Origin of the sequence: Arthrobacter sp. StoSoilA2, from assembly GCF_019977195.1 — a bacterium.
In the GTDB taxonomy this organism is placed as follows: domain Bacteria; phylum Actinomycetota; class Actinomycetes; order Actinomycetales; family Micrococcaceae; genus Arthrobacter.
Map to the genome: position 1 here is coordinate 3,021,718 of NZ_AP024643.1, position 17,336 is coordinate 3,039,053.

Here is a 17,336-nt window from a genome sequence, read left to right on the forward strand (position 1 = left end):
GGCAGATTAGGCGTCTGCTACCTTGCGGCCCTTGTATTCAAGGAACAGCGCGGTGCCGGCAGAGTCAGTGACGACCTTTGCCTGGTGCGGCAGGCTGTAAGTAACCTGACCGTTTTCGATGGTCTTGACCAAGTTGGGGGCAGTTGCCTTCCACTGGGCACGGCGGGCGCGTGTGTTTGCGCGAGACATTTTCCGCTTGGGAACAGCCACGGCTATCTCATTTCTCTCTTAGTCCAACACTTACTAATCAGTTTGCCGGTCAGTCTTAGCCAGATCAGCTAGGGCAGCCCAGCGAGGGTCAATGACCTCGTGGTGGTGCCCCGGCTCGTCTTCCAGGCGTGCTCCACATTCGGAGCAAAGGCCCTGGCAGTCTTCCCGGCACACCGGCTGGAACGGCAGCATAGTGACAACTGCGTCCCGCAACACCGGCTCAAGATCGATCAGATCGTGCTCGACTCGACGTTGCTCTTCATCGTCTTCTTCGTCAGAAAGCTCGACGCCTTCATAGAAGAAAAGTTCTTGCACATTGACTTCAAGGTCATACGCAAGGGGATCCAGGCATCGACCGCATTCGCCGGTTACTTCGACGATTACGGATCCTGATACCAGAATTCCTTCGTGTACGGCCTCAAGGCGAAGATCCAACTCGACATCCGAGCCTTCCTTCACGCCAATGAGCGCCACACCAAGGTCACTTGGCGCAGGTACATGTTCGTTGAGTGTCCGCATGGTTCCTGGACTGCGTCCAAGGTCCTTGACTACCAGCGCCAAGGGCGAACTTGCATCTCGCTTAATGAGAACTCCTGTAGAACATATGACCGACGTACCATCTTAGCCTGATCAAGCCTGAGGACTCAAACCGATGCCGGGCGCGCAAGGAACGTCACGGTTTCAGCTGGGATCCACCGCAAGAAGCTGCGAGGTACCTATCAAGACTACCCCCTTGCGGGAGGGTTACGTTCCAGACTCGCCAGCGAGGAGCCGCTTCAACACAGATTTCGGTACGAAATCCGAAATGTCACCGCCCAATACATTGACCTCTTTGATCAAGGTGGACGAAAGGTGGACATAGTGCGCTTCTGCCGGCAGGAAGACGGTTTCGACGCCGGTCAGCTGACGGTTCATGGTGGCCATCGGCAATTCGTAGTCAAAGTCCGAGGACGAGCGCAGGCCTTTCACGATTGCCGAAACACCCCGATGGCGGCAGTACTCGGCCAACAGCCCCTCCCCCATCGGCTCAACGATAATGCCTCGCAAGGATGCCAGCGTCTCGCGGGCCATCTCCATCCGGTCTTCGAGGCTGAAGCGGTACTTCTTGGCGTAATTGGTGGACACGGCCACGATGACTTCGTCAAACAGGCCCGCTGCCCGCGCGATGACTTCGAGATGTCCGTTGTGGATAGGGTCAAAGGATCCAGGGCATACCGCACGTCTCATGACACGAACCTACCCCATAGCTTCGCCGGGATACCATGGCTGACATGTCATCAGCAGGCAGGACTTTACCGCTTCATACAACGGGCCAGGCCTCCGCGCCATGGCAGCGGGCCGCCACCGGCGCCAACCTGCTTTCGCCTGACGGAAACCTCGGAGTGACCATCTTCGAGGAGATGACCACCTTGGCAACATCCTCCGGCGCCATCAACCTCGGACAGGGCTTCCCGGACGAGGACGGGCCCACGGAGATCAAAGCCGCAGCGCAGGCAGCCATCGCCGCAGGAGCCAACCAATACGCACCCGGCAAGGGCACCACGGAGTTGCGCGAAGCTGTCGCGGAACACCAACTCCGGTTCTATGGACTCACTCCAGACCCGCAAACGGAAATCATCATCACTACCGGCGCCACCGAAGCCATAGCGGCGTCACTTTTGGCTTTCGTCCAGCCCGGTGACGAAGTCCTCACCTTCGAACCGTTCTATGACTCCTATGGAGCCATCATCGGATTGGCAGGGGCACAACATGTCACCGCTCCCCTGGCGGCCCCGGATTTCCTTCCGGACCCCGCCAGGCTGGAAGAGGCCTTCAGCAGCCGGACCAAGGTGGTGCTCCTGAACAACCCGCACAATCCCACCGGCGCCGTTTTCCCCCAGGAGGTCCTGGAAAAGGTGGTTGAGCTGGCCATCAAGTACGACGCCATCATTGTCAGCGACGAAGTCTACGAGCACCTAACCTTCGGCGTAACACATATTCCAGTCGCTTCCATGCCTGGGGCTGCGGAACGGACCCTCACAATCTCCTCTGCAGGAAAGACCTTCTCCTTCACCGGGTGGAAAATCGGGTGGCTCAGCGGCCCCCAGGACCTGGTTGCCGCCGTCCGCACCGTCAAACAGTTCCTGACATACAGCTCGGGCACGCCGTTCCAAAGCGCCATCGCGGTGGGACTTGCCCTTCCCGACACGTTCTACACCGGGATAGCCGAAACGCTTCGCCACAAACGCGACATCCTCTCCGAGGGCCTTCGCGCTGCAGGATTCAACGTCTTCACGCCAGGCGGTACGTACTTCGTCAACGTCGACACAGAACCACTGGGCATCAAGGACTCCGTGGACCTGGCACGCCGGTTGCCAGGCCTGGTAGGTGTCGCCGCGATCCCGGTTCCTGTTTTTTGCCACCCTGAAGGAGCGCAGCGAACCCGCAGCCTGTTGCGTTTCGCCTTCTGCAAGAAAACCAGCGTCCTGGAAGAAGCGGCCGAACGATTGTCCGCACTTAAGGACCTGCTCTGAACCGCAACGACTCCGGCCGCCATCACGCCACGCGTTTCCTGCGGACCACAGGGCAGCACGCCACTGTTGATGCCGATACGCTCATTGAAGGCAGTTACATCCTCAGCATCGGTGGCGCTGAACAATCCCACGTGAACATGGCCAACCCCGCGGAGATCTTCTACGAATATCTTCGCCGGATCGCTCATGTGGTGGATCTGGCCGCAGAGCCTGGTGAACCGCTCTCCGTGCTTCACCTCGGCGCCGGCGCCCTGACTTTGGCCCGATACATTCAGGCAACGCGTCCAGGTTCAGACCAGAATGCAGTGGAACTCGAACGCGAATTGCTGGACTTCGTTCTGCAAAAGCTGCCTATGCCGGCGGGCACGCGGCTGCACACCCATATAGGCGACGCACGCGAGGCGCTGGCCGAACTTCCCGCCAACGTGGAGTTCGACGTCGTCATCCTTGATATCTTCTCCGGGCCGGAAGCACCAGCCCACATCGCGTGCAGGGAGTTCTACGAAGAGGCCGCTGCCCGTTTGCGGCCAAACGGCGTACTGATCGTGAACGTCGGCGACGAACCGGCGCTGACCCTGGTGCGAAGCCAGGTAAAAGCCCTCCGGCAAGCCATGGCGGACGTTATCGCATTTGCCGAGACGGGAATGTTCGCGGGGCGCTACCCCGGCAACATCATCGTGGTGGGCACCCGAACGCCATGGCCGGCAGCGTGGACCAGCGCGCTACTCTCGCGCGGCCCACACCCGGCAACAGTCCTCCATGGCGTGGACCTGGACAGAATTTCAGGCTAGGAGGGTTCAGCGAACCACAGCTTGGTCTCGCCGTACTTCTTGTCAGCGAAACATTCCAGCGCTTCAGGCCAGTCCGGTTCGGCACTCCTGGACGACCTCTCCACCACCACGACCGCCCCTTCATCCAAGTGGGGCGACAACTTGGCCAGCACGGCACTCAACGCTGGTTCGTCCAGTGGATATGGCGGATCCAGGAACACCAGGTCCCACACATCGCGTGCTGTGGCGCGCTCCAGGAAAGACTCCACCTTGGACCGATGGACTGAAACTTTCTTGCCGCCCAGGATTTGGTTGACCAAATCCGCGTTGCGTTGGCAGGCATCACTGGCCTTGGCATCGAATTCCACCAGATCCACGCTGCGGGCGCCCCGGCTGGCGCTTTCCACACCCAGGGCTCCGGAACCGGCATAGAGATCCAACACCCGGGAATCGTCGATGACAGCCAAAGACTCGAGCCGGGAAAACAGTGCTTCCTTAACACGGTCCGTAGTGGGCCGCGTTGCGGTCCCGGGCACGCTCGTAAGCGGATTCCCACCAGCAACTCCGGCAATGATCCGGCTCACAGCGCCTCTCCATTGCCGGTGCCCGACCGTTTAGCACTGCGCGTACCCGGGGATTCTCTAACCGCGTTCAAGGAACGCCTCCTTTTCAGGGTTCAAGTATTCATCAATGGTCGCGGCCAGGACCGGCTGGTGACGCAGGGCCGGGTCCTGGGCAACAAGGGCCTGTGCGTCCGCGCGTGCACGGGCAATCAGGTCTTCGTGCTCCAGGACACGCAGCAGCTTAAGCGTGGACCGCCCACCTGATTGCGAGGCGCCCAGGATATCGCCCTCACGGCGGAGTTTCAGGTCCTCCTGGGAGAGCTCGAACCCGTCGGTGGTGGACGCCACGGCATCCAGTCTTCGACGGCTCGGGTGCCCCGGCTCCAAAGTAGTGACCAGCAGGCACGTCCCCGGCAGACCGCCACGGCCAACCCGGCCACGAAGCTGGTGGAGTTGGGAAATACCAAAACGATCGGCGTCCAGGATGACCATCAAGGTGGCATTGTGAACATCGACACCCACCTCGATAACCGTGGTGGAGACCAGCACCTTGGTCTGGTTTGCCGCGAACGAAGCCATGGTCTCGGTTTTTAGCAGCGGGTCCTGACGACCATGGAGGGGCGCCACGGGCACCCCTACCAAAGACGGCTCCTGAACCAGGCTTTCGACGACGGCTGTCACCGAAGCGAGCTCGCGGGCCGGACCTTCGTCCGAGAGTTCGGCGTCGCTTGGTTCCGCTTCCCCCGGGCTGAAGTCCCCGTCGTCGTCCGAGCCGATCTTGGGACATACAACGTAGACCTGATGACCGGCGTCGACTTCTTCCCGTGACCGTTTCCAGATTCGATCCGCCCAGCCCGGGTTCTCGGCAAGCCCCACAACATGGGTGGAAATAGGCGCCCGCCCAGCGGGAAGTTCATCGAGGATGGAAGTTTCAAGATCGCCGAACACGGTCATCGCCACTGTGCGGGGAATAGGCGTGGCAGTCATAACCAGCAGATGCGGCGGACGTTGGGCCTTGGCACGCAATGCGTCACGTTGCTCCACGCCGAAGCGGTGCTGCTCGTCCACCACGATCAAGCCGAGGTCCTGAAAACTGGTTTTGTCGCTCAACAGAGCGTGGGTTCCGATCACGATGCCTGCGTTTCCTGAAGCGGCATCGAGCATGGCCTGTTTTCGCGCCGCCGTTGGCATGGACCCGGTCAGCAGGGTCACCTGGACACCAGCCCGCCCGGCCTCATCACCGATGCCGGCTCCGAGCATCCCGGTACCGCCAAAAAGGTGATCGCGGGCCAGCGGCCCCAGGGTCCTGCGGATGGACTCGAAATGCTGCGCAGCCAAAACTTCCGTGGGCGCCAGGAGCGCCGCCTGCCCTCCCGCGTCAACCACCTGCAGCATCGCCCGCAGCGCCACAATAGTCTTGCCCGAGCCGACCTCACCCTGCAGGAGCCGATTCATGGGGGTGTCCTGGCCAAGTTCTTCTGAAAGCGTCTTTCCCACCGCTGTCTGGCCGGCAGTGAGCGTGAAGGGCAGGTTCCGGTCGAACTCTTCCAGCAGGCCGCCGCTGACTGGACGCCGGGCAGTGGCCTCCTCTGCAGCAAGCTGGGCACGTCGTCGCGCCAAAGCCGCCTGCAGCACCAGCGCCTCCTGGTAGCGGAACCGTTCCTGCGCCCGCTGCCAGTCTCTGGCAGTCTCAGGCGAGTGGATCAGGCGATAAGCATCAGCCACGCTCAGCAGTCCGTCCCTGCTGACAATGGACTCCGGGAGGGGATCCGCCAAGGCATCGAGGTCAAGGGTTTGCAGCAACGCCGTAATCACCTTGTGAATGGACCAGCTTGTCAGCTTTGCCGTTGCGGGATAGACAGGGATAGGCATCGCTGCCAACTTTTCAGGGTCAATGGAGCCGTCAGCATCCGGATCCTCATCCAGCAACAGGAAGTCCGGGTTGGTCAGCCCCAAGGCGCCCCCATACCGGGTCACCTTGCCGGAAAACATTGCACGGCGGCCCGGAAGGAGTTCCGCCTTGGCCCGGAACCCATTGAAAAAACTGACTTTCAAGGTGCCAGGAACGTGGCTACCACCGGCTTCATCAGTCACCACGACGTCCGTAATGGAACCTCTTCGGGCACGCATCTGACGTGTGCTGTTGGACAGGACCCGCGCAATCAGCGTGACTTCCTCGTCCAGGGGAAGGTTACTGATGGGAGTAAGTTCGCCCCTGCTCAAGTACCTGCGCGGAAAGTAGTTAAGCAGCGCGCCGGTCGTCTTGAGGCCAAGGTGCTTGTCAATGACGGACGCCGAGCGCTTGCCGATCCTGCGTTCCAGGGGCAGTTCCAGCTCAGTATTCATGCCGTGACTGGCCCGGGATGCTGTTGGGTTCTGCAGTTTGTGTTGCTTCAAAATCCCGGGACCCGTCTTCAAAATCCCGGGACCCGTCTTCAAAATCCCGCGACCCGTCTTCATATTCCCGGGGCAGGGCAAGCTGGCTGACGGCAATTTCCGTTGGCTCCCCCAGCGACCTGATGAGCGCTACGGCCGGCGCGGGATCAGGTACGTGGACATGCACACGCCAACGATAACTGGCCTCAGCGGTGGATTCGTCGTCGTCTGGATGGTGACCCGTAGTGCCAACCTGGCTCATGATGACGGAATCACCCATCTCATCCAGGCGTTGGCGCAGCACGGCCGCGTCCAAGGGCGAAAGGCTGATGGTACACATGACTTCCACGCCGTCGTCGGCCGGCATCTGCTGGTGGATGTGCGGATCCTGCAGCTGGTAGCCGTGGAGGCCATCGAGGAGCTCATCCTGCAGTTCTTCGCCGAGCACTGCGGAGCGGAGACAGTCCAGCACCAGCAACATACCTACACCGCCGGCATCCACCACGTGCGCCGCCTGCAGGGGCGCGAGTTCGTCCTCTGTGCGTACGACGGCCTGGAAGGCGGCTTCCACCACTGCATCCAAGGCAACGCCCAGCGCGTGGTTGCTGTCATCGCCGTTCTGGGAAGAATCCGCTGCCTGGGCTGCATGGGCCGCTGCTTCAAGGACGGACAGCATGGTTCCGGACACTGGTTCGCTCAAGGCCGACCAAGCCCGGATCTGGGCCCTGTTAAGGGCTGTGGCCAGCAGCGGCGCACTCAGGCGCGCTTTTCCGGACAGCGGCTCCGCCGCAGCGCACAGGAAAACAGCAAAAAGGGTGCCGGAGTTACCCCTTGCCTGTTCCATGGCGGCCTGACCAGCGCGTGACAGCACAGCACCGACGTCGTTGCCGGTTTCCACAGCGTCCGAAGCGGTGCCGGCCACCGCGGCCACGGCTGCGCGCGCCGTCAGATAAAGGTTGGTCCCAGTATCACCGTCTGCGACGGGAAAGATGTTGATCGCGTTCAGGCGGTCGCTATGGTTGCCCAGGACCACCTCTGTCTTGCCGAGCCAACGTTTCATGGCGTGCGCATTCGCGGCGATCTTAGTCTGCAAAATGATCCCATCCCACGGTGTCAGCAGCTTGTCCGGCAATCCGGACGCCGGTGCCTTGAGACTGGGCAACGGCCTGAACTGAGCCTATCGCAGTAAAGCCCTGCGGCAGCTGAATTCCGGCTGGGAAGGTAGCCAGCAGCCCGTGGTCTTCTCCCCCGCCCAGAACCCATGGCATGGCATCCACGCCCAGCAAGGCGGCAGCTGGTTCCAGTGGAACTGCATGGGCCTTCAACGCAACAGCGTCAAAGTCCAGGATGACGTTGCTTGCTGCGGCGAGCCGGCCGCCGTCGCGCAGCAGACCATCTGAAATGTCCATCATTGCTGTTACGCCCGAACGTGCGGCAAGCGGACCGGCAGCCAACGGCGGCAAGGGCCGGCATTGGCTATCCAACAGGGCACGCTGCCCAGCCGAGAGGTCTGTTAGGGTGACATCGCTTTCCAACAGCGCCAGACCTGCGGCAGCACGCCCCAGGGTACCTGCCACTGCCACGACATCTCCCGGCTTTGCCCCGGAACGCAATACGGGATCCTCTCCAGCCAAAGTACCGACGACGGCGACAGTCACCGCAATCTCCCGGCCACGGCCGAGGTCTCCTCCTGCGACGGAGCAATCAGGAACCCCCAGCCCGATGATTCCAGCGGTGAGGCCGTCCGCGAAGTCCTTCACCCATTGAACTGGTGTGGCCGGCGGCATGGTCAGGCTCACCACCAGCGAGGTGGCCGTTCCGCCCATGGCGTTGATATCGCTAAGGTTCTGTGCCGCGGACTTCCATCCGACGTCGTATCCTGTGGTTCGATAGCCGTTGTTCCACTCCAGCCTGAAGTCCTGGTCCTGGGTCTGGGTATCGATGGAAATCAGTGTGCGGCCGTCTGTGGCGGCAACCAGGGCGGCGTCGTCGCCGGGACCCAGCAGGACGCTGGGGCTGCTGTTGAGTCGGGGGAAGATCAGGGCAAGGAGCTCGGACTCCGACAGATCTGCGACTGTTGGACATTCTTCGGATGGCTGAACTTCGGATGGCTGTTTTGGGGGCACGGCTCTACGCTATCGCGGGACACCGACAAAATATCGCCGGAGCCTGCGCCGGGCGCACCATCGGCAATGTGACCCTCGTAACGGGTCCACCAACCTCACGCCGGGCGGCTGCGTGGGCGGGATAGGCTTGAATGATGCACCGAAAGACCCTTCCGCGGACTGCCGTGGCCTTCAGCTTGGCCGCAGCGTCCGTGCTCGCAGTTTCAGCCTGCGCCCCCACTGTGGACGTCACGGCGGCAACCGACGCCGCCAATCCGGCCTGCGCCCCGATGATGGTGGCGCTCCCGGACAAGATCGGCGATGCCGCACTCCGCAAGACCAACAGCCAGGCCACTGCTGCGTGGGGCGATCCCTCCCAGATCATCCTGCGCTGCGGTGTCAACGTCCCTGGACCAACCACTGACCGTTGCGTCAGCGTGAATGACATCGACTGGGTGATCAAAGAAGGCGATGGCGTCTATACCCTGACCACCTTTGGACGCGAACCGGCAACGGAAATCCTCGTCGATCCGGTCAAATTGGAAGCCGCCAACATCAGCTCGGCCACAGTCCTCACCGAACTCGCAGCCGCTGCCGGGAAGATCAAAGCAACGCGCCATTGCGTGGGCCAGGAAGACCTGCAGAACCTCCCGACCGCCAAATAGCGGGGGCTCAACCGGCTAAAGGGCAGCTGGCGCCGGTCCTGCCTACCGACACCAGCCGCTGCCGGCTTGGGTTAACGCAGGCCCGTTTTGCGGGTCAGGGCCAGATGGATGAGTTCATCGATCAGCTCCGGATAAGGCAAACCTGAAGCCGCCCACATCTGCGGGTACATGCTCTTCGGAGTGAAGCCGGGCATGGTGTTGATTTCGTTAATAATGAGCTCACCCGCGGGCGTGTAGAAGAAGTCCACCCGGCTCAGTCCTTCCGCGCCCACGGCATCGAAGGCGGCAGCGGCCAATTCCCGGACGCGCGCAATGGCCTCGTCCGGCATATCGGCCGGGCAACTCAACGCGGCAGCACCATCTTCGACATATTTGGCAGCGAAGTCATAGAACTGGTGTTCGCCGGGAGCCACCGCAATTTCGCCGGGCATGGAGGTACGGGGCGCATCGGTGCCCCTGCCCTGCAGCACAGCGCACTCGATTTCACGCCCCGCAATGCCGGCTTCAATGACCAATTTCAGGTCGTGGCGGCGGGCTTCCTCGATGGCAGCGTCCAAGCCCTCCAAAGAATCCACCTTGGAAATTCCCATGGAGGAGCCGGCACGGGCAGGCTTGACGAAGACCGGGAAACCGAGCTTGTCCACGCGCTTGCGGACAGCCTCGGCGTCCGTGAGCCACTCGCGGTCCGTGACGGCGATATAAGGCCCCACCGTCAGTCCAGCGGCTTCGAAAACTACTTTCATGAAGTGCTTGTCCATGCCTACTGCCGAGGCAAGCACGCCGGCACCAACGTAACGTGTGTCGGATAGCTCCAGGAGGCCCTGGACGGTTCCGTCCTCGCCCCAAGGGCCATGGAGCAAAGGAAAGACGACGTCCACGGAGCCGAGTTCCTCGGGTATCGCATTTGGTGCGGTCACGATGAGCTGGTGCTCGCCGCCCACCTCTGCCAATGTGACGGTCCGGTCCGACGGCGATACCTCAGGAAGTGCGGACGAGCTCAAGGACCACTGGCTGGTGTCCCCCGATGCAAGGACCCACTGTCCGGACTTGGCAATACCAATGGGCACGACGTCGTACTTGCTCTTATCAATGGCACCCATGACGCCTGCCGCCGTCACGCAACTAACAGCGTGTTCGCTGGAACGTCCGCCGAAAAGGACCGCCACACGGGGTCGACGGCCGGTCACGGGGGTGGATTCTTCAGTCACAATCAGTAGTCGCCTTCGGACTTCAGGGCCCGGGCCAGCAATCGCGGCCCCAGGTCATCAACGGACATTTTGCCTTCAAGCACCGCCACAACGGCGGCCGTAATGGGCATTTCGACATTCAGTTTGCCAGCCAATTCATGCACGGCAGGGCCGGACTTAATACCTTCAGCGGTTTGCGTCATCTGTTCAGCCACCTGCTCGAGGCTCAGCCCCTCGCCCAGTAGCCTTCCAGCTGTGTGATTCCTGGAGAGGGCAGAGGAGCACGTTGCAACGAGGTCACCGAGGCCCGCGAGACCCGCCATGGTGTGGGCCTCTCCACCAAGCGCCAAGGCAAGCCGGGACGTCTCAGCGAGGCCTCGCGTGATGACTGACGCTTTGGTGTTGTCACCCATTTGGCGCCCCTCGCAAATACCTACAGCAAGGGCAATCACATTCTTGACGATCCCGCCGATCTCCACGCCCACAACATCGGTGCTGGTATAGGGACGGAAGTACGGTGCGGTGCAGCAGAGCGCGATTGCGGCGGCGGTATCGGCGTCACTGCAGGCAACTACAGACGCAGTGGGTTGTTCCCTGGCAATCTCCATGGCGAGGTTGGGTCCGGAGACCACCACCACACGTGATTCCGGGATGCCTAGCTCCTGGGCGATGACCTCGCTCATGCGTGCGTCAGTCCCCAGTTCGAGGCCCTTCATCAGCGATACGACAATTGCGTCCGGGGCGAGCAGGCGCTTCCATTCCCCCAACTGGGGCCGCAGCGATTGGGCCGGCACGGCAAGGACCACGAGACCGGCATCCTGCAGGACCTCTGCAACATCCGTGGATGCGGTGACGGCGTGGGGAAGTTCGATGTCCTTCAAATACTGCTCATTGCGGTGCTCAGCATTGATCTGATCAACCACCCCTGCGCGCCGCCCCCAAATCCGGATCCTCCGCTCCACCCCGGTAGTGGCAGCAGCATCCGCGAGGATCTTGGCGAACGTAGTTCCCCACGAACCTGCGCCAAGTACAGCTACGGTATCCGGTGCAGGGACACGGCTTTCAATAACCGTCATTTGCTGCCCTCCGGTTCCGGATTCTCAAGAGATGCATCGTTGCCAGCGGGTTCTGCAGCCTTTTCAGGCGCTGCGCCGCGTGCAGCATTTGAACCACGCTCCACGAACCGGCCATGTTTGGCCTGCTTATGAACGGCCGGATCCCAGCGTTCGGCGGGCGGCTCCTCACCCCGCAGGGTTGCCAGGAGCTCGGTTACCGCCTCCATGATGACGTCTGTAGCTTCGGACAGCGTGGCCCGGTCCATGGGCCGGTCCGCGAAAGCGCTCAGGTCCACGGGCTCACCTACGAGAACCCTGACGGTCTTTCGAGGGAAGACGTGGAAACGCTTGGCATATCGGGGGAACACCTCATGGGCGCCCCAGTGGGCCATCGGAACAACCGGTGCACCTGTCTGCAATGCCAGGCGGGCAGCGCCAGTGTGGCCCTTCATCGGCCACAGGTCCGGGTCCCGGGTCAGGGTTCCCTCGGGGTAGATAATGATGGCACCTCCGGCGTCCACCACCTCTTTGGCGATTTGCAGCGAGCGGTTGGCTCCCGCCGTCGAGCGTTCAACCGGAATCTGGTTCGTCGCCCGCAGCAAGGCTCCCAACACTGGTGCTTTGAAGAGGCCTGCCTTCGCGAGGAAATGCGGAGGACGCTTCTGGTTGTAGAGCATGTGCCCGATCACGACGGGATCAATTTCGGTGCAGTGGTTCGGTGCTGCGATGAAGCCGCCCGCGGGGAGCTTCCCGGTGCCCTCCCACTTCTTGCCCATCAGGAGGTTCATCAACGGACGCGCAATGCCCGCCAGGAGCATGAACGTAGCCCGGCTCTTGGCCGATTCCTTCAAAGGGTCCCCCGCTACTTGGTGGTGATGATGTCGAAATCGGCGCCCAGGCCAGCGAGCTTCTCGGTAAAGCGCTCGTATCCACGGTTGATGATATCGATGCCTGTGACCCTGGAGGTGCCGGTCGCGGCCAAAGCTGCAATGAGGTGGCTGAAGCCGCCACGAAGATCGGGGATGTCAATCTCGGTCCCCCGCAGCGGCGTAGGACCGGAGATCACTGCGGAATGCAGGAAGTTCCTCTGGCCGAAGCGGCAGGGAACACTGCCAAGGCACTCACGGTGGACCTGGATGTTTGCACCCATCCGGGCCAGGGCATCGGTGAAGCCGAAACGGTTCTCATAGACCGTCTCATGCACAATCGACACGCCCTCCGCCTGGGTCAAAGCCACCACCAGGGGCTGCTGCCAGTCAGTCATGAAGCCTGGGTGCACATCCGTCTCCAGGACCAGCGGGGAAAGCTTGCCTCCGGGGTGGTAAAAACGGATGCCGTCATCCCCAATGTCCATGCCGCCCCCCACCTTGCGGTAGGTGTTCAGGAAGGTCATCATGTCCCGCTGTGAAGCACCTTCAACAAAAATGTCGCCACGCGTAACCAACGCGGCCGAGGCCCAGGACGCAGTCTCGTTCCGGTCCGGAAGCGCCCGGTGGTTGTAGCCACCAAGGTCCTTGACACCCTCGATGCGGATGGTCCGGTCAGTCTGGACACTGATGATGGCGCCCATTTTCTGCAGCACGGCGATGAGATCTATGATCTCCGGTTCGGTCGCAGCCCCGCTGAGTTCCGTGATTCCTTCCGCGCGCGTAGCGCTCAGCAACACCTGCTCGGTTGCGCCCACTGATGGATAGGGAAGGGAGATCTTGGCGCCGTGCAGTCCGTTGGGTGCTGAGATATGGATGCCGCCCGGGCGCTTTTCCACAACGGCGCCAAACTGGCGCAGGACGTTCAGATGGTAGTCGATAGGACGGTCGCCAATCTTGCAGCCGCCAAGGTCCGGAATGAAAGCCTCTCCGATCGCATGGATCAGGGGGCCGCACAGCAGGATCGGGATGCGTGAATCGCCGGCATGCGCGTCAATGGCGGTGCTGGATGCCGTTTTGGCATCCTTCGGATTCAGTGTCAGATCACCCGTATCGGGGTCCTTGACCACAGTCACCCCGTGGAGCTTCAGCAGGCTGGTAACAACCTCCACGTCCTTGATTTCCGGCACGTTCCGAAGCACTGATGGTTCGCTGCCCAGCAACGCCGCCACCATGGCCTTGGGCACAAGGTTCTTGGCACCGCGAACGGTCACCCGCCCTGTCAACGGGACGCCACCGCGGATTGTCAGAACACTACTCATCTATACCGGTTTCCTCACGACTACTCGCCCCCCATACTTACAAAGGCTCCAGCTAAGCATAGAAGCTCGGGTTACCTAACCGAAATGGAGCTGCCCCGTGCCGGGCAGATCCTGTATCCACCAATCCTCCGAAAAAAAGACCGGTGAGCCCACCCTGGGGGCCCACCGGTCCTCGTTCCGCAGCATTCAGCCGCCGACGAATTCGTCAGCTTTTCGCCGGAAGTGTCTTCGGCTTGAACGAGGGCCTTGTGGCCTCGTAGGCGGTGATGTCTTCTTCGTGCTGGAGGGTGAGGCCGATGTCGTCGAGGCCTTCCAGGAGCCGCCAGCGCGTGTAGTCGTCGATCTCGAACGGAGCCACGACGTTGCCGCATTCCACCGTCTTGGAGACCAGGTCCACCTTGACCTCAGTGCCGGGAGCGTTCTCCAGGATCTTCCAGATGAGCTCGATGTCATCCTGTGCCACCTGGGCTGCCAGCAGTCCCTGCTTGCCTGAGTTGCCGCGGAAAATATCGGCGAAACGTGAGGACAGCACAGTTTTGAAGCCGTAGTCCTTCAACGCCCAGACAGCGTGCTCACGGGAGGAACCCGTCCCAAAGTCCGGGCCGGCCACCAGCACGGAGCCGGCCTTGAACGGGGCCTGGTTGAGGATGAACGACTCGTCCTTGCGCCAGGCGGCGAAGAGGGCGTCTTCGAAGCCGGTGCGCGTGATGCGCTTGAGGTAGACCGCCGGAATGATTTGGTCGGTATCCACATTGCTCTGGCGCAGCGGAACGCCGATGCCGGTGTGGGTAGTGAATGCTTCCATGGGATCCTCCTAGACTGCGGTTCCGGTCAATGTGCCTGCAGAAGCCGGCTCAAGGTCCGACGGCGAGCTCAGCGTTCCGCGGACGGCTGTCGCGGCAGCCACCACGGGAGAGACAAGGTGCGTACGGCCGCCCTTGCCCTGGCGGCCCTCAAAGTTGCGGTTGGACGTTGAAGCGCAGCGCTGCCCCGGCTCCAGTTGGTCCGGGTTCATGCCCAGGCACATCGAGCAACCGGCGAAGCGCCACTCGGCTCCGAAATCCTTGAAGACTTTATCCAGGCCCTCGGCTTCGGCTTCGAGCCGGACACGGGCGGAACCCGGCACCACGAGCATGCGGAGATCCGGGTCCTTCTCGCGGCCGCGGATGATGTCGGCGGCAGCACGAAGGTCCTCGATGCGGGAATTGGTGCAGGAGCCCAGGAAGACGGTGTCCACGCGGATGTCTTTCATGGGGGTGCCCGCCTCAAGGCCCATGTACTGCAGCGCGCGCTCGGCGGCAGCCTTGGCGTTCTCGTCGCCGAAGTCCTCCGGGGACGGAACCTTGGCTGACAGCGAAACGCCCTGGCCGGGGTTGGTGCCCCAGGTGACGAACGGCTCGAGAGTGTTCGCATCGAGGTCCACTTCGACGTCGAACGTCGCGTCGGCGTCAGTGTGCAGCGTGTTCCAGTACTCGACGGCGGCGTCCCAGTCAGCGCCTTCCGGCGCATGCGGACGGCCCTGCATGTAGTCGTAGGTGATCTGGTCCGGAGCCACCATTCCGGCACGCGCGCCGGCTTCGATGGACATGTTGCAGATGGTCATCCGGGCATCCATCGACAGGGCCCGGATGGCAGAGCCGCGGTATTCCAGGACGTAGCCCTGGCCTCCGCCGGTACCGATCTTGGCAATGACGGCCAGGATGATGTCCTTGGCGGTAACTCCCGGGCGCAGCGTCCCCTCGACGTTGATAGCCATGGTCTTGAACGGCTTCAAGGACAGCGTCTGGGTTGCCATGACGTGTTCGACTTCAGAGGTTCCGATGCCCATGGCAAGTGCACCGAAGGCGCCGTGCGTGGAGGTGTGCGAGTCGCCACACACCACGGTCATGCCCGGCTGGGTCAGGCCCAGCTGCGGACCCACGACGTGCACGATGCCCTGCTCCTTATCGCCGAGCGAGTGCAGGCGGACGCCGAATTCCTTGCAGTTGGCGCGCAGCGTTTCAATCTGCGTGCGGCTGGTGAGGTCCGCGATGGGCTTGTCGATGTCCAGGGTGGGAGTGTTGTGGTCCTCCGTGGCAATGGTGAGGTCGGTGCGTCGCAGCTTGCGGCCGGCAAGGCGCAGCCCCTCGAAAGCCTGCGGTGACGTCACCTCGTGGACCAGGTGCAAGTCAATGAAAAGAAGGTCGGGCTGGGCATTGGCTCCTTCGCCTTCACCCTTGCGCACAACGTGCGCGTCCCAGACTTTCTCGGCCAGTGTCTTTCCCACGGCCTTGCTCCCTTCACTGAAGTTGGATGTTCTTCATCCGCTGAACTGTTCTTCGAACCACTGAACTCTTCCAACCACTGAAGCAGCACGGTTGCAAAATAGGCCAGTGAAACAACTTGCATCTCAGATATTGAGACGGCAATATCATTACATGGACAATTCTAGTGGAGTCGGGGTCATTGATAAAGCGGCCCAAGTACTCGATGCCCTCGAGGCCGGGCCAACGACACTTGCGCAACTTGTAGCGGCCACGGGCCTCGCCCGGCCCACCGTTCACCGGCTCGCGCTGGCCTTGGTCCACCACCGGCTGGTCAGTCGCGACATCCAGGGACGCTTCGTTCTGGGCAGTCGCCTGGTGGAGCTCGCATCCGCGGCTGGCGAAGACCGGCTCATCGCCTCTGCCGGGCCCGTACTCATCCAACTGCGGGACGCTACCGGCGAGAGCGCCCAGATTTTCCGCAGGCAGGGCGATTGGCGCGTATGCGTTGCCTCAGCGGAGCGTCCGATCGGGCTGCGCGATACCATTCCGGTGGGAACCCAGCTGTCCATGAAAGCCGGCTCGGCCGCACAGGTCCTCCTCGCCTGGGAAGACCACGACCGCCTGCTGGAAGGATTGCAGAACGCCCGCTTTACGCCCACCGTCCTGGCAGGAGTACGACGCCGGGGCTGGGGTCAGAGCCTGGGCGAACGCGAGCCAGGGGTCGCCTCGGTTTCCGCTCCGGTCCGTGGACCCTCCGGAAGGGTCATAGCCGCGGTTTCCATTTCCGGTCCGATTGAGCGCCTCACGCGCCAGCCTGGACGATTGCACGCCGAGGTCGTCTGCAATGCCGCCCGGGTCCTGACAGAGGCTTTGCGCAAGAACAACGACTAGACCTGCCGTCATTGAAGGGGGACGTCCATGACCACCTACGCAGTATTCCTTAGGGGCATCAACGTCAGCGGGATCAACATCAAGATGGCCGAGCTGAAATCAGCGCTTAAGGGCTACCCATTCTCTGACGTCAAGACGCTGCTGGCGAGTGGAAACGTTGTCCTGAAGAGTGATTTGAGCATCAAGGATGTCAAGGTCCAGTTCGAAAAGTGCCTGCGTGAATCCTTCGGCTACGACGCCTGGGTTGTTGTCCTCACTGCTTCGCGGGTAGCCGAGCTCGTGGATGCCTGCCCGTACCCTGCCGACGACAAGGCCACGCACAGCTACATCACGCTCACGTCCGATAAAGCCATGCTTGACGAACTCTTTGAGGCCGGAGAAGCCCTTGGTGGCGTGGAACAGGTGCGGCTCGGACCGGAAGCTTCCGCATGGTTGGCACCCGCCGGAGGAACCTTGGCCAGTCCCTTCAGTAAACTCTCCGCCAAGCCGCGGTACAAGGCCAGCACCACAACCCGGAACCTTCGGACGTTGATCAAAGTCAAGGACGCTGCGGCCGCTCTCTAGAGG

At 61.9% G+C, this 17,336-nt stretch carries 18 protein-coding genes; 5 read left to right on the top strand and 13 right to left on the bottom strand.

The window, feature by feature from the left end; genetic code table 11:
• Nucleotides 1–6 precede the first annotated feature (6 nt).
• The 3 genes from rpmF to coaD all read right to left on the bottom strand — a co-directional run bounded on the left by rpmF (nucleotide 7) and on the right by coaD (nucleotide 1,437).
• A complete protein-coding gene (gene rpmF / locus LDN82_RS13715) occupies nucleotides 7–210 on the bottom strand; it encodes a 50S ribosomal protein L32 (RefSeq protein ID WP_011775139.1) in 204 nt (67 codons plus the stop codon).
• Between the two features lie 33 nt (nucleotides 211–243).
• Nucleotides 244–771: a DUF177 domain-containing protein gene (locus tag LDN82_RS13720; RefSeq protein WP_224090813.1), complete on the bottom strand. Its 528-nt coding sequence runs from the start codon at nucleotides 769–771 to the stop codon at nucleotides 244–246.
• Between the two features lie 183 nt (nucleotides 772–954).
• Nucleotides 955–1,437 carry a pantetheine-phosphate adenylyltransferase gene (gene coaD, locus LDN82_RS13725; protein WP_223933289.1) on the bottom strand — a complete coding sequence of 161 codons (483 nt, stop codon included), beginning with the start codon at nucleotides 1,435–1,437 and terminating at the stop codon, nucleotides 955–957.
• A 35-nt stretch (nucleotides 1,438–1,472) separates the two neighbouring features.
• Between coaD and LDN82_RS13730 the strand changes: the two genes are divergently transcribed.
• Nucleotides 1,473–2,723, top strand: coding sequence for an aminotransferase class I/II-fold pyridoxal phosphate-dependent enzyme (locus LDN82_RS13730; protein WP_224164593.1), 1,251 nt, complete (start codon nucleotides 1,473–1,475; stop codon nucleotides 2,721–2,723).
• Nucleotides 2,724–2,854: 131 nt separating this feature from the next.
• Complete coding sequence (locus LDN82_RS13735) at nucleotides 2,855–3,514, top strand: fused MFS/spermidine synthase (RefSeq protein ID WP_224164594.1); 660 nt, start codon at nucleotides 2,855–2,857, stop codon at nucleotides 3,512–3,514.
• Here LDN82_RS13735 and rsmD read toward each other — a convergent pair.
• From rsmD to thiL, 4 genes are read right to left on the bottom strand one after another with little or no spacing between them, the layout of a single operon-like run.
• Entirely contained in the window at nucleotides 3,511–4,077 is a 567-nt protein-coding gene (gene rsmD, locus LDN82_RS13740; RefSeq protein WP_224164595.1) for a 16S rRNA (guanine(966)-N(2))-methyltransferase RsmD, read from the bottom strand. The genes LDN82_RS13735 and rsmD overlap by 4 nt on opposite strands.
• A 57-nt stretch (nucleotides 4,078–4,134) precedes the next feature.
• Nucleotides 4,135–6,402, bottom strand: a complete 2,268-nt coding sequence (locus tag LDN82_RS13745; protein WP_224164596.1) for an ATP-dependent DNA helicase RecG — start codon at nucleotides 6,400–6,402, stop codon at nucleotides 4,135–4,137.
• On the bottom strand, nucleotides 6,392–7,492 hold the full coding sequence (locus LDN82_RS13750) for a DAK2 domain-containing protein (protein ID WP_224164597.1): 1,101 nt from the start codon (nucleotides 7,490–7,492) through the stop codon (nucleotides 6,392–6,394). The genes LDN82_RS13745 and LDN82_RS13750 overlap by 11 nt, the downstream gene beginning before the upstream one ends.
• Nucleotides 7,493–7,514: 22 nt before the next feature.
• Nucleotides 7,515–8,558, bottom strand: coding sequence for a thiamine-phosphate kinase (gene thiL, locus LDN82_RS13755; RefSeq protein ID WP_224164598.1), 1,044 nt, complete (start codon nucleotides 8,556–8,558; stop codon nucleotides 7,515–7,517).
• Between the two features lie 134 nt (nucleotides 8,559–8,692).
• Here thiL and LDN82_RS13760 point away from each other — a divergent pair, with 134 nt between their 5' ends.
• On the top strand, nucleotides 8,693–9,202 hold the full coding sequence (locus LDN82_RS13760; protein ID WP_216923870.1) for a DUF3515 domain-containing protein: 510 nt from the start codon (nucleotides 8,693–8,695) through the stop codon (nucleotides 9,200–9,202).
• Between the two features lie 71 nt (nucleotides 9,203–9,273).
• Here the strand turns inward: LDN82_RS13760 and LDN82_RS13765 are convergent, their stop codons facing one another.
• From LDN82_RS13765 to leuC, 6 genes are all read right to left on the bottom strand, one after another.
• Nucleotides 9,274–10,413, bottom strand: a complete 1,140-nt coding sequence (locus LDN82_RS13765; protein ID WP_224091052.1) for a D-alanine--D-alanine ligase family protein — start codon at nucleotides 10,411–10,413, stop codon at nucleotides 9,274–9,276.
• Entirely contained in the window at nucleotides 10,413–11,465 is a 1,053-nt protein-coding gene (locus LDN82_RS13770) for an NAD(P)H-dependent glycerol-3-phosphate dehydrogenase (RefSeq protein WP_224164599.1), read from the bottom strand. Before LDN82_RS13770 ends, LDN82_RS13765 begins: the two co-directional genes overlap by 1 nt.
• Nucleotides 11,462–12,295, bottom strand: a complete 834-nt coding sequence (locus LDN82_RS13775) for a lysophospholipid acyltransferase family protein (RefSeq protein ID WP_224164600.1) — start codon at nucleotides 12,293–12,295, stop codon at nucleotides 11,462–11,464. Before LDN82_RS13775 ends, LDN82_RS13770 begins: the two co-directional genes overlap by 4 nt.
• 11 nt (nucleotides 12,296–12,306) lie before the next feature.
• Nucleotides 12,307–13,632, bottom strand: coding sequence for a UDP-N-acetylglucosamine 1-carboxyvinyltransferase (murA, locus tag LDN82_RS13780; protein ID WP_224090824.1), 1,326 nt, complete (start codon nucleotides 13,630–13,632; stop codon nucleotides 12,307–12,309).
• Between the two features lie 205 nt (nucleotides 13,633–13,837).
• Nucleotides 13,838–14,437 (bottom strand): 3-isopropylmalate dehydratase small subunit, encoded by a 600-nt coding sequence (leuD, locus tag LDN82_RS13785; protein WP_224164601.1) that lies wholly within the window; start codon nucleotides 14,435–14,437, stop codon nucleotides 13,838–13,840.
• 9 nt (nucleotides 14,438–14,446) lie between these two features.
• The gene (gene leuC / locus LDN82_RS13790; protein WP_224164602.1) at nucleotides 14,447–15,898 is read right to left on the bottom strand and encodes a 3-isopropylmalate dehydratase large subunit; all 1,452 of its coding nucleotides are present in this window, start codon (nucleotides 15,896–15,898) and stop codon (nucleotides 14,447–14,449) included.
• Between the two features lie 151 nt (nucleotides 15,899–16,049).
• On the opposite strand from leuC, the gene LDN82_RS13795 reads away from it, so the two are divergent.
• Together LDN82_RS13795 and LDN82_RS13800 are read left to right on the top strand one after the other, a co-directional pair.
• Entirely contained in the window at nucleotides 16,050–16,769 is a 720-nt protein-coding gene (locus LDN82_RS13795) for an IclR family transcriptional regulator (RefSeq protein ID WP_014922101.1), read from the top strand.
• A 27-nt stretch (nucleotides 16,770–16,796) separates the two neighbouring features.
• Complete coding sequence (locus LDN82_RS13800; protein ID WP_224090826.1) at nucleotides 16,797–17,333, top strand: DUF1697 domain-containing protein; 537 nt, start codon at nucleotides 16,797–16,799, stop codon at nucleotides 17,331–17,333.
• Nucleotides 17,334–17,336 lie beyond the last annotated feature (3 nt).

Excerpts from the sequence above, each read along its gene's own strand:
- coaD (WP_223933289.1), bottom strand. The coding sequence starts at position 1,437 with ATGAGACGTGCGGTATGCCCTGGATCCTTTGACCCTATCCACAACGGA.
- LDN82_RS13730 (WP_224164593.1), top strand. The coding sequence starts at position 1,473 with ATGGCTGACATGTCATCAGCAGGCAGGACTTTACCGCTTCATACAACG.
- LDN82_RS13745 (WP_224164596.1), bottom strand. The coding sequence starts at position 6,402 with ATGAATACTGAGCTGGAACTGCCCCTGGAACGCAGGATCGGCAAGCGC.
- LDN82_RS13750 (WP_224164597.1), bottom strand. The coding sequence starts at position 7,492 with ATGAAACGTTGGCTCGGCAAGACAGAGGTGGTCCTGGGCAACCATAGC.
- LDN82_RS13760 (WP_216923870.1), top strand. The coding sequence starts at position 8,693 with ATGCACCGAAAGACCCTTCCGCGGACTGCCGTGGCCTTCAGCTTGGCC.
- LDN82_RS13770 (WP_224164599.1), bottom strand. The coding sequence starts at position 11,465 with ATGACGGTTATTGAAAGCCGTGTCCCTGCACCGGATACCGTAGCTGTA.
- murA (WP_224090824.1), bottom strand. The coding sequence starts at position 13,632 with ATGAGTAGTGTTCTGACAATCCGCGGTGGCGTCCCGTTGACAGGGCGG.
- leuD (WP_224164601.1), bottom strand. The coding sequence starts at position 14,437 with ATGGAAGCATTCACTACCCACACCGGCATCGGCGTTCCGCTGCGCCAG.
- LDN82_RS13795 (WP_014922101.1), top strand. The coding sequence starts at position 16,050 with ATGGACAATTCTAGTGGAGTCGGGGTCATTGATAAAGCGGCCCAAGTA.
- LDN82_RS13800 (WP_224090826.1), top strand. The coding sequence starts at position 16,797 with ATGACCACCTACGCAGTATTCCTTAGGGGCATCAACGTCAGCGGGATC.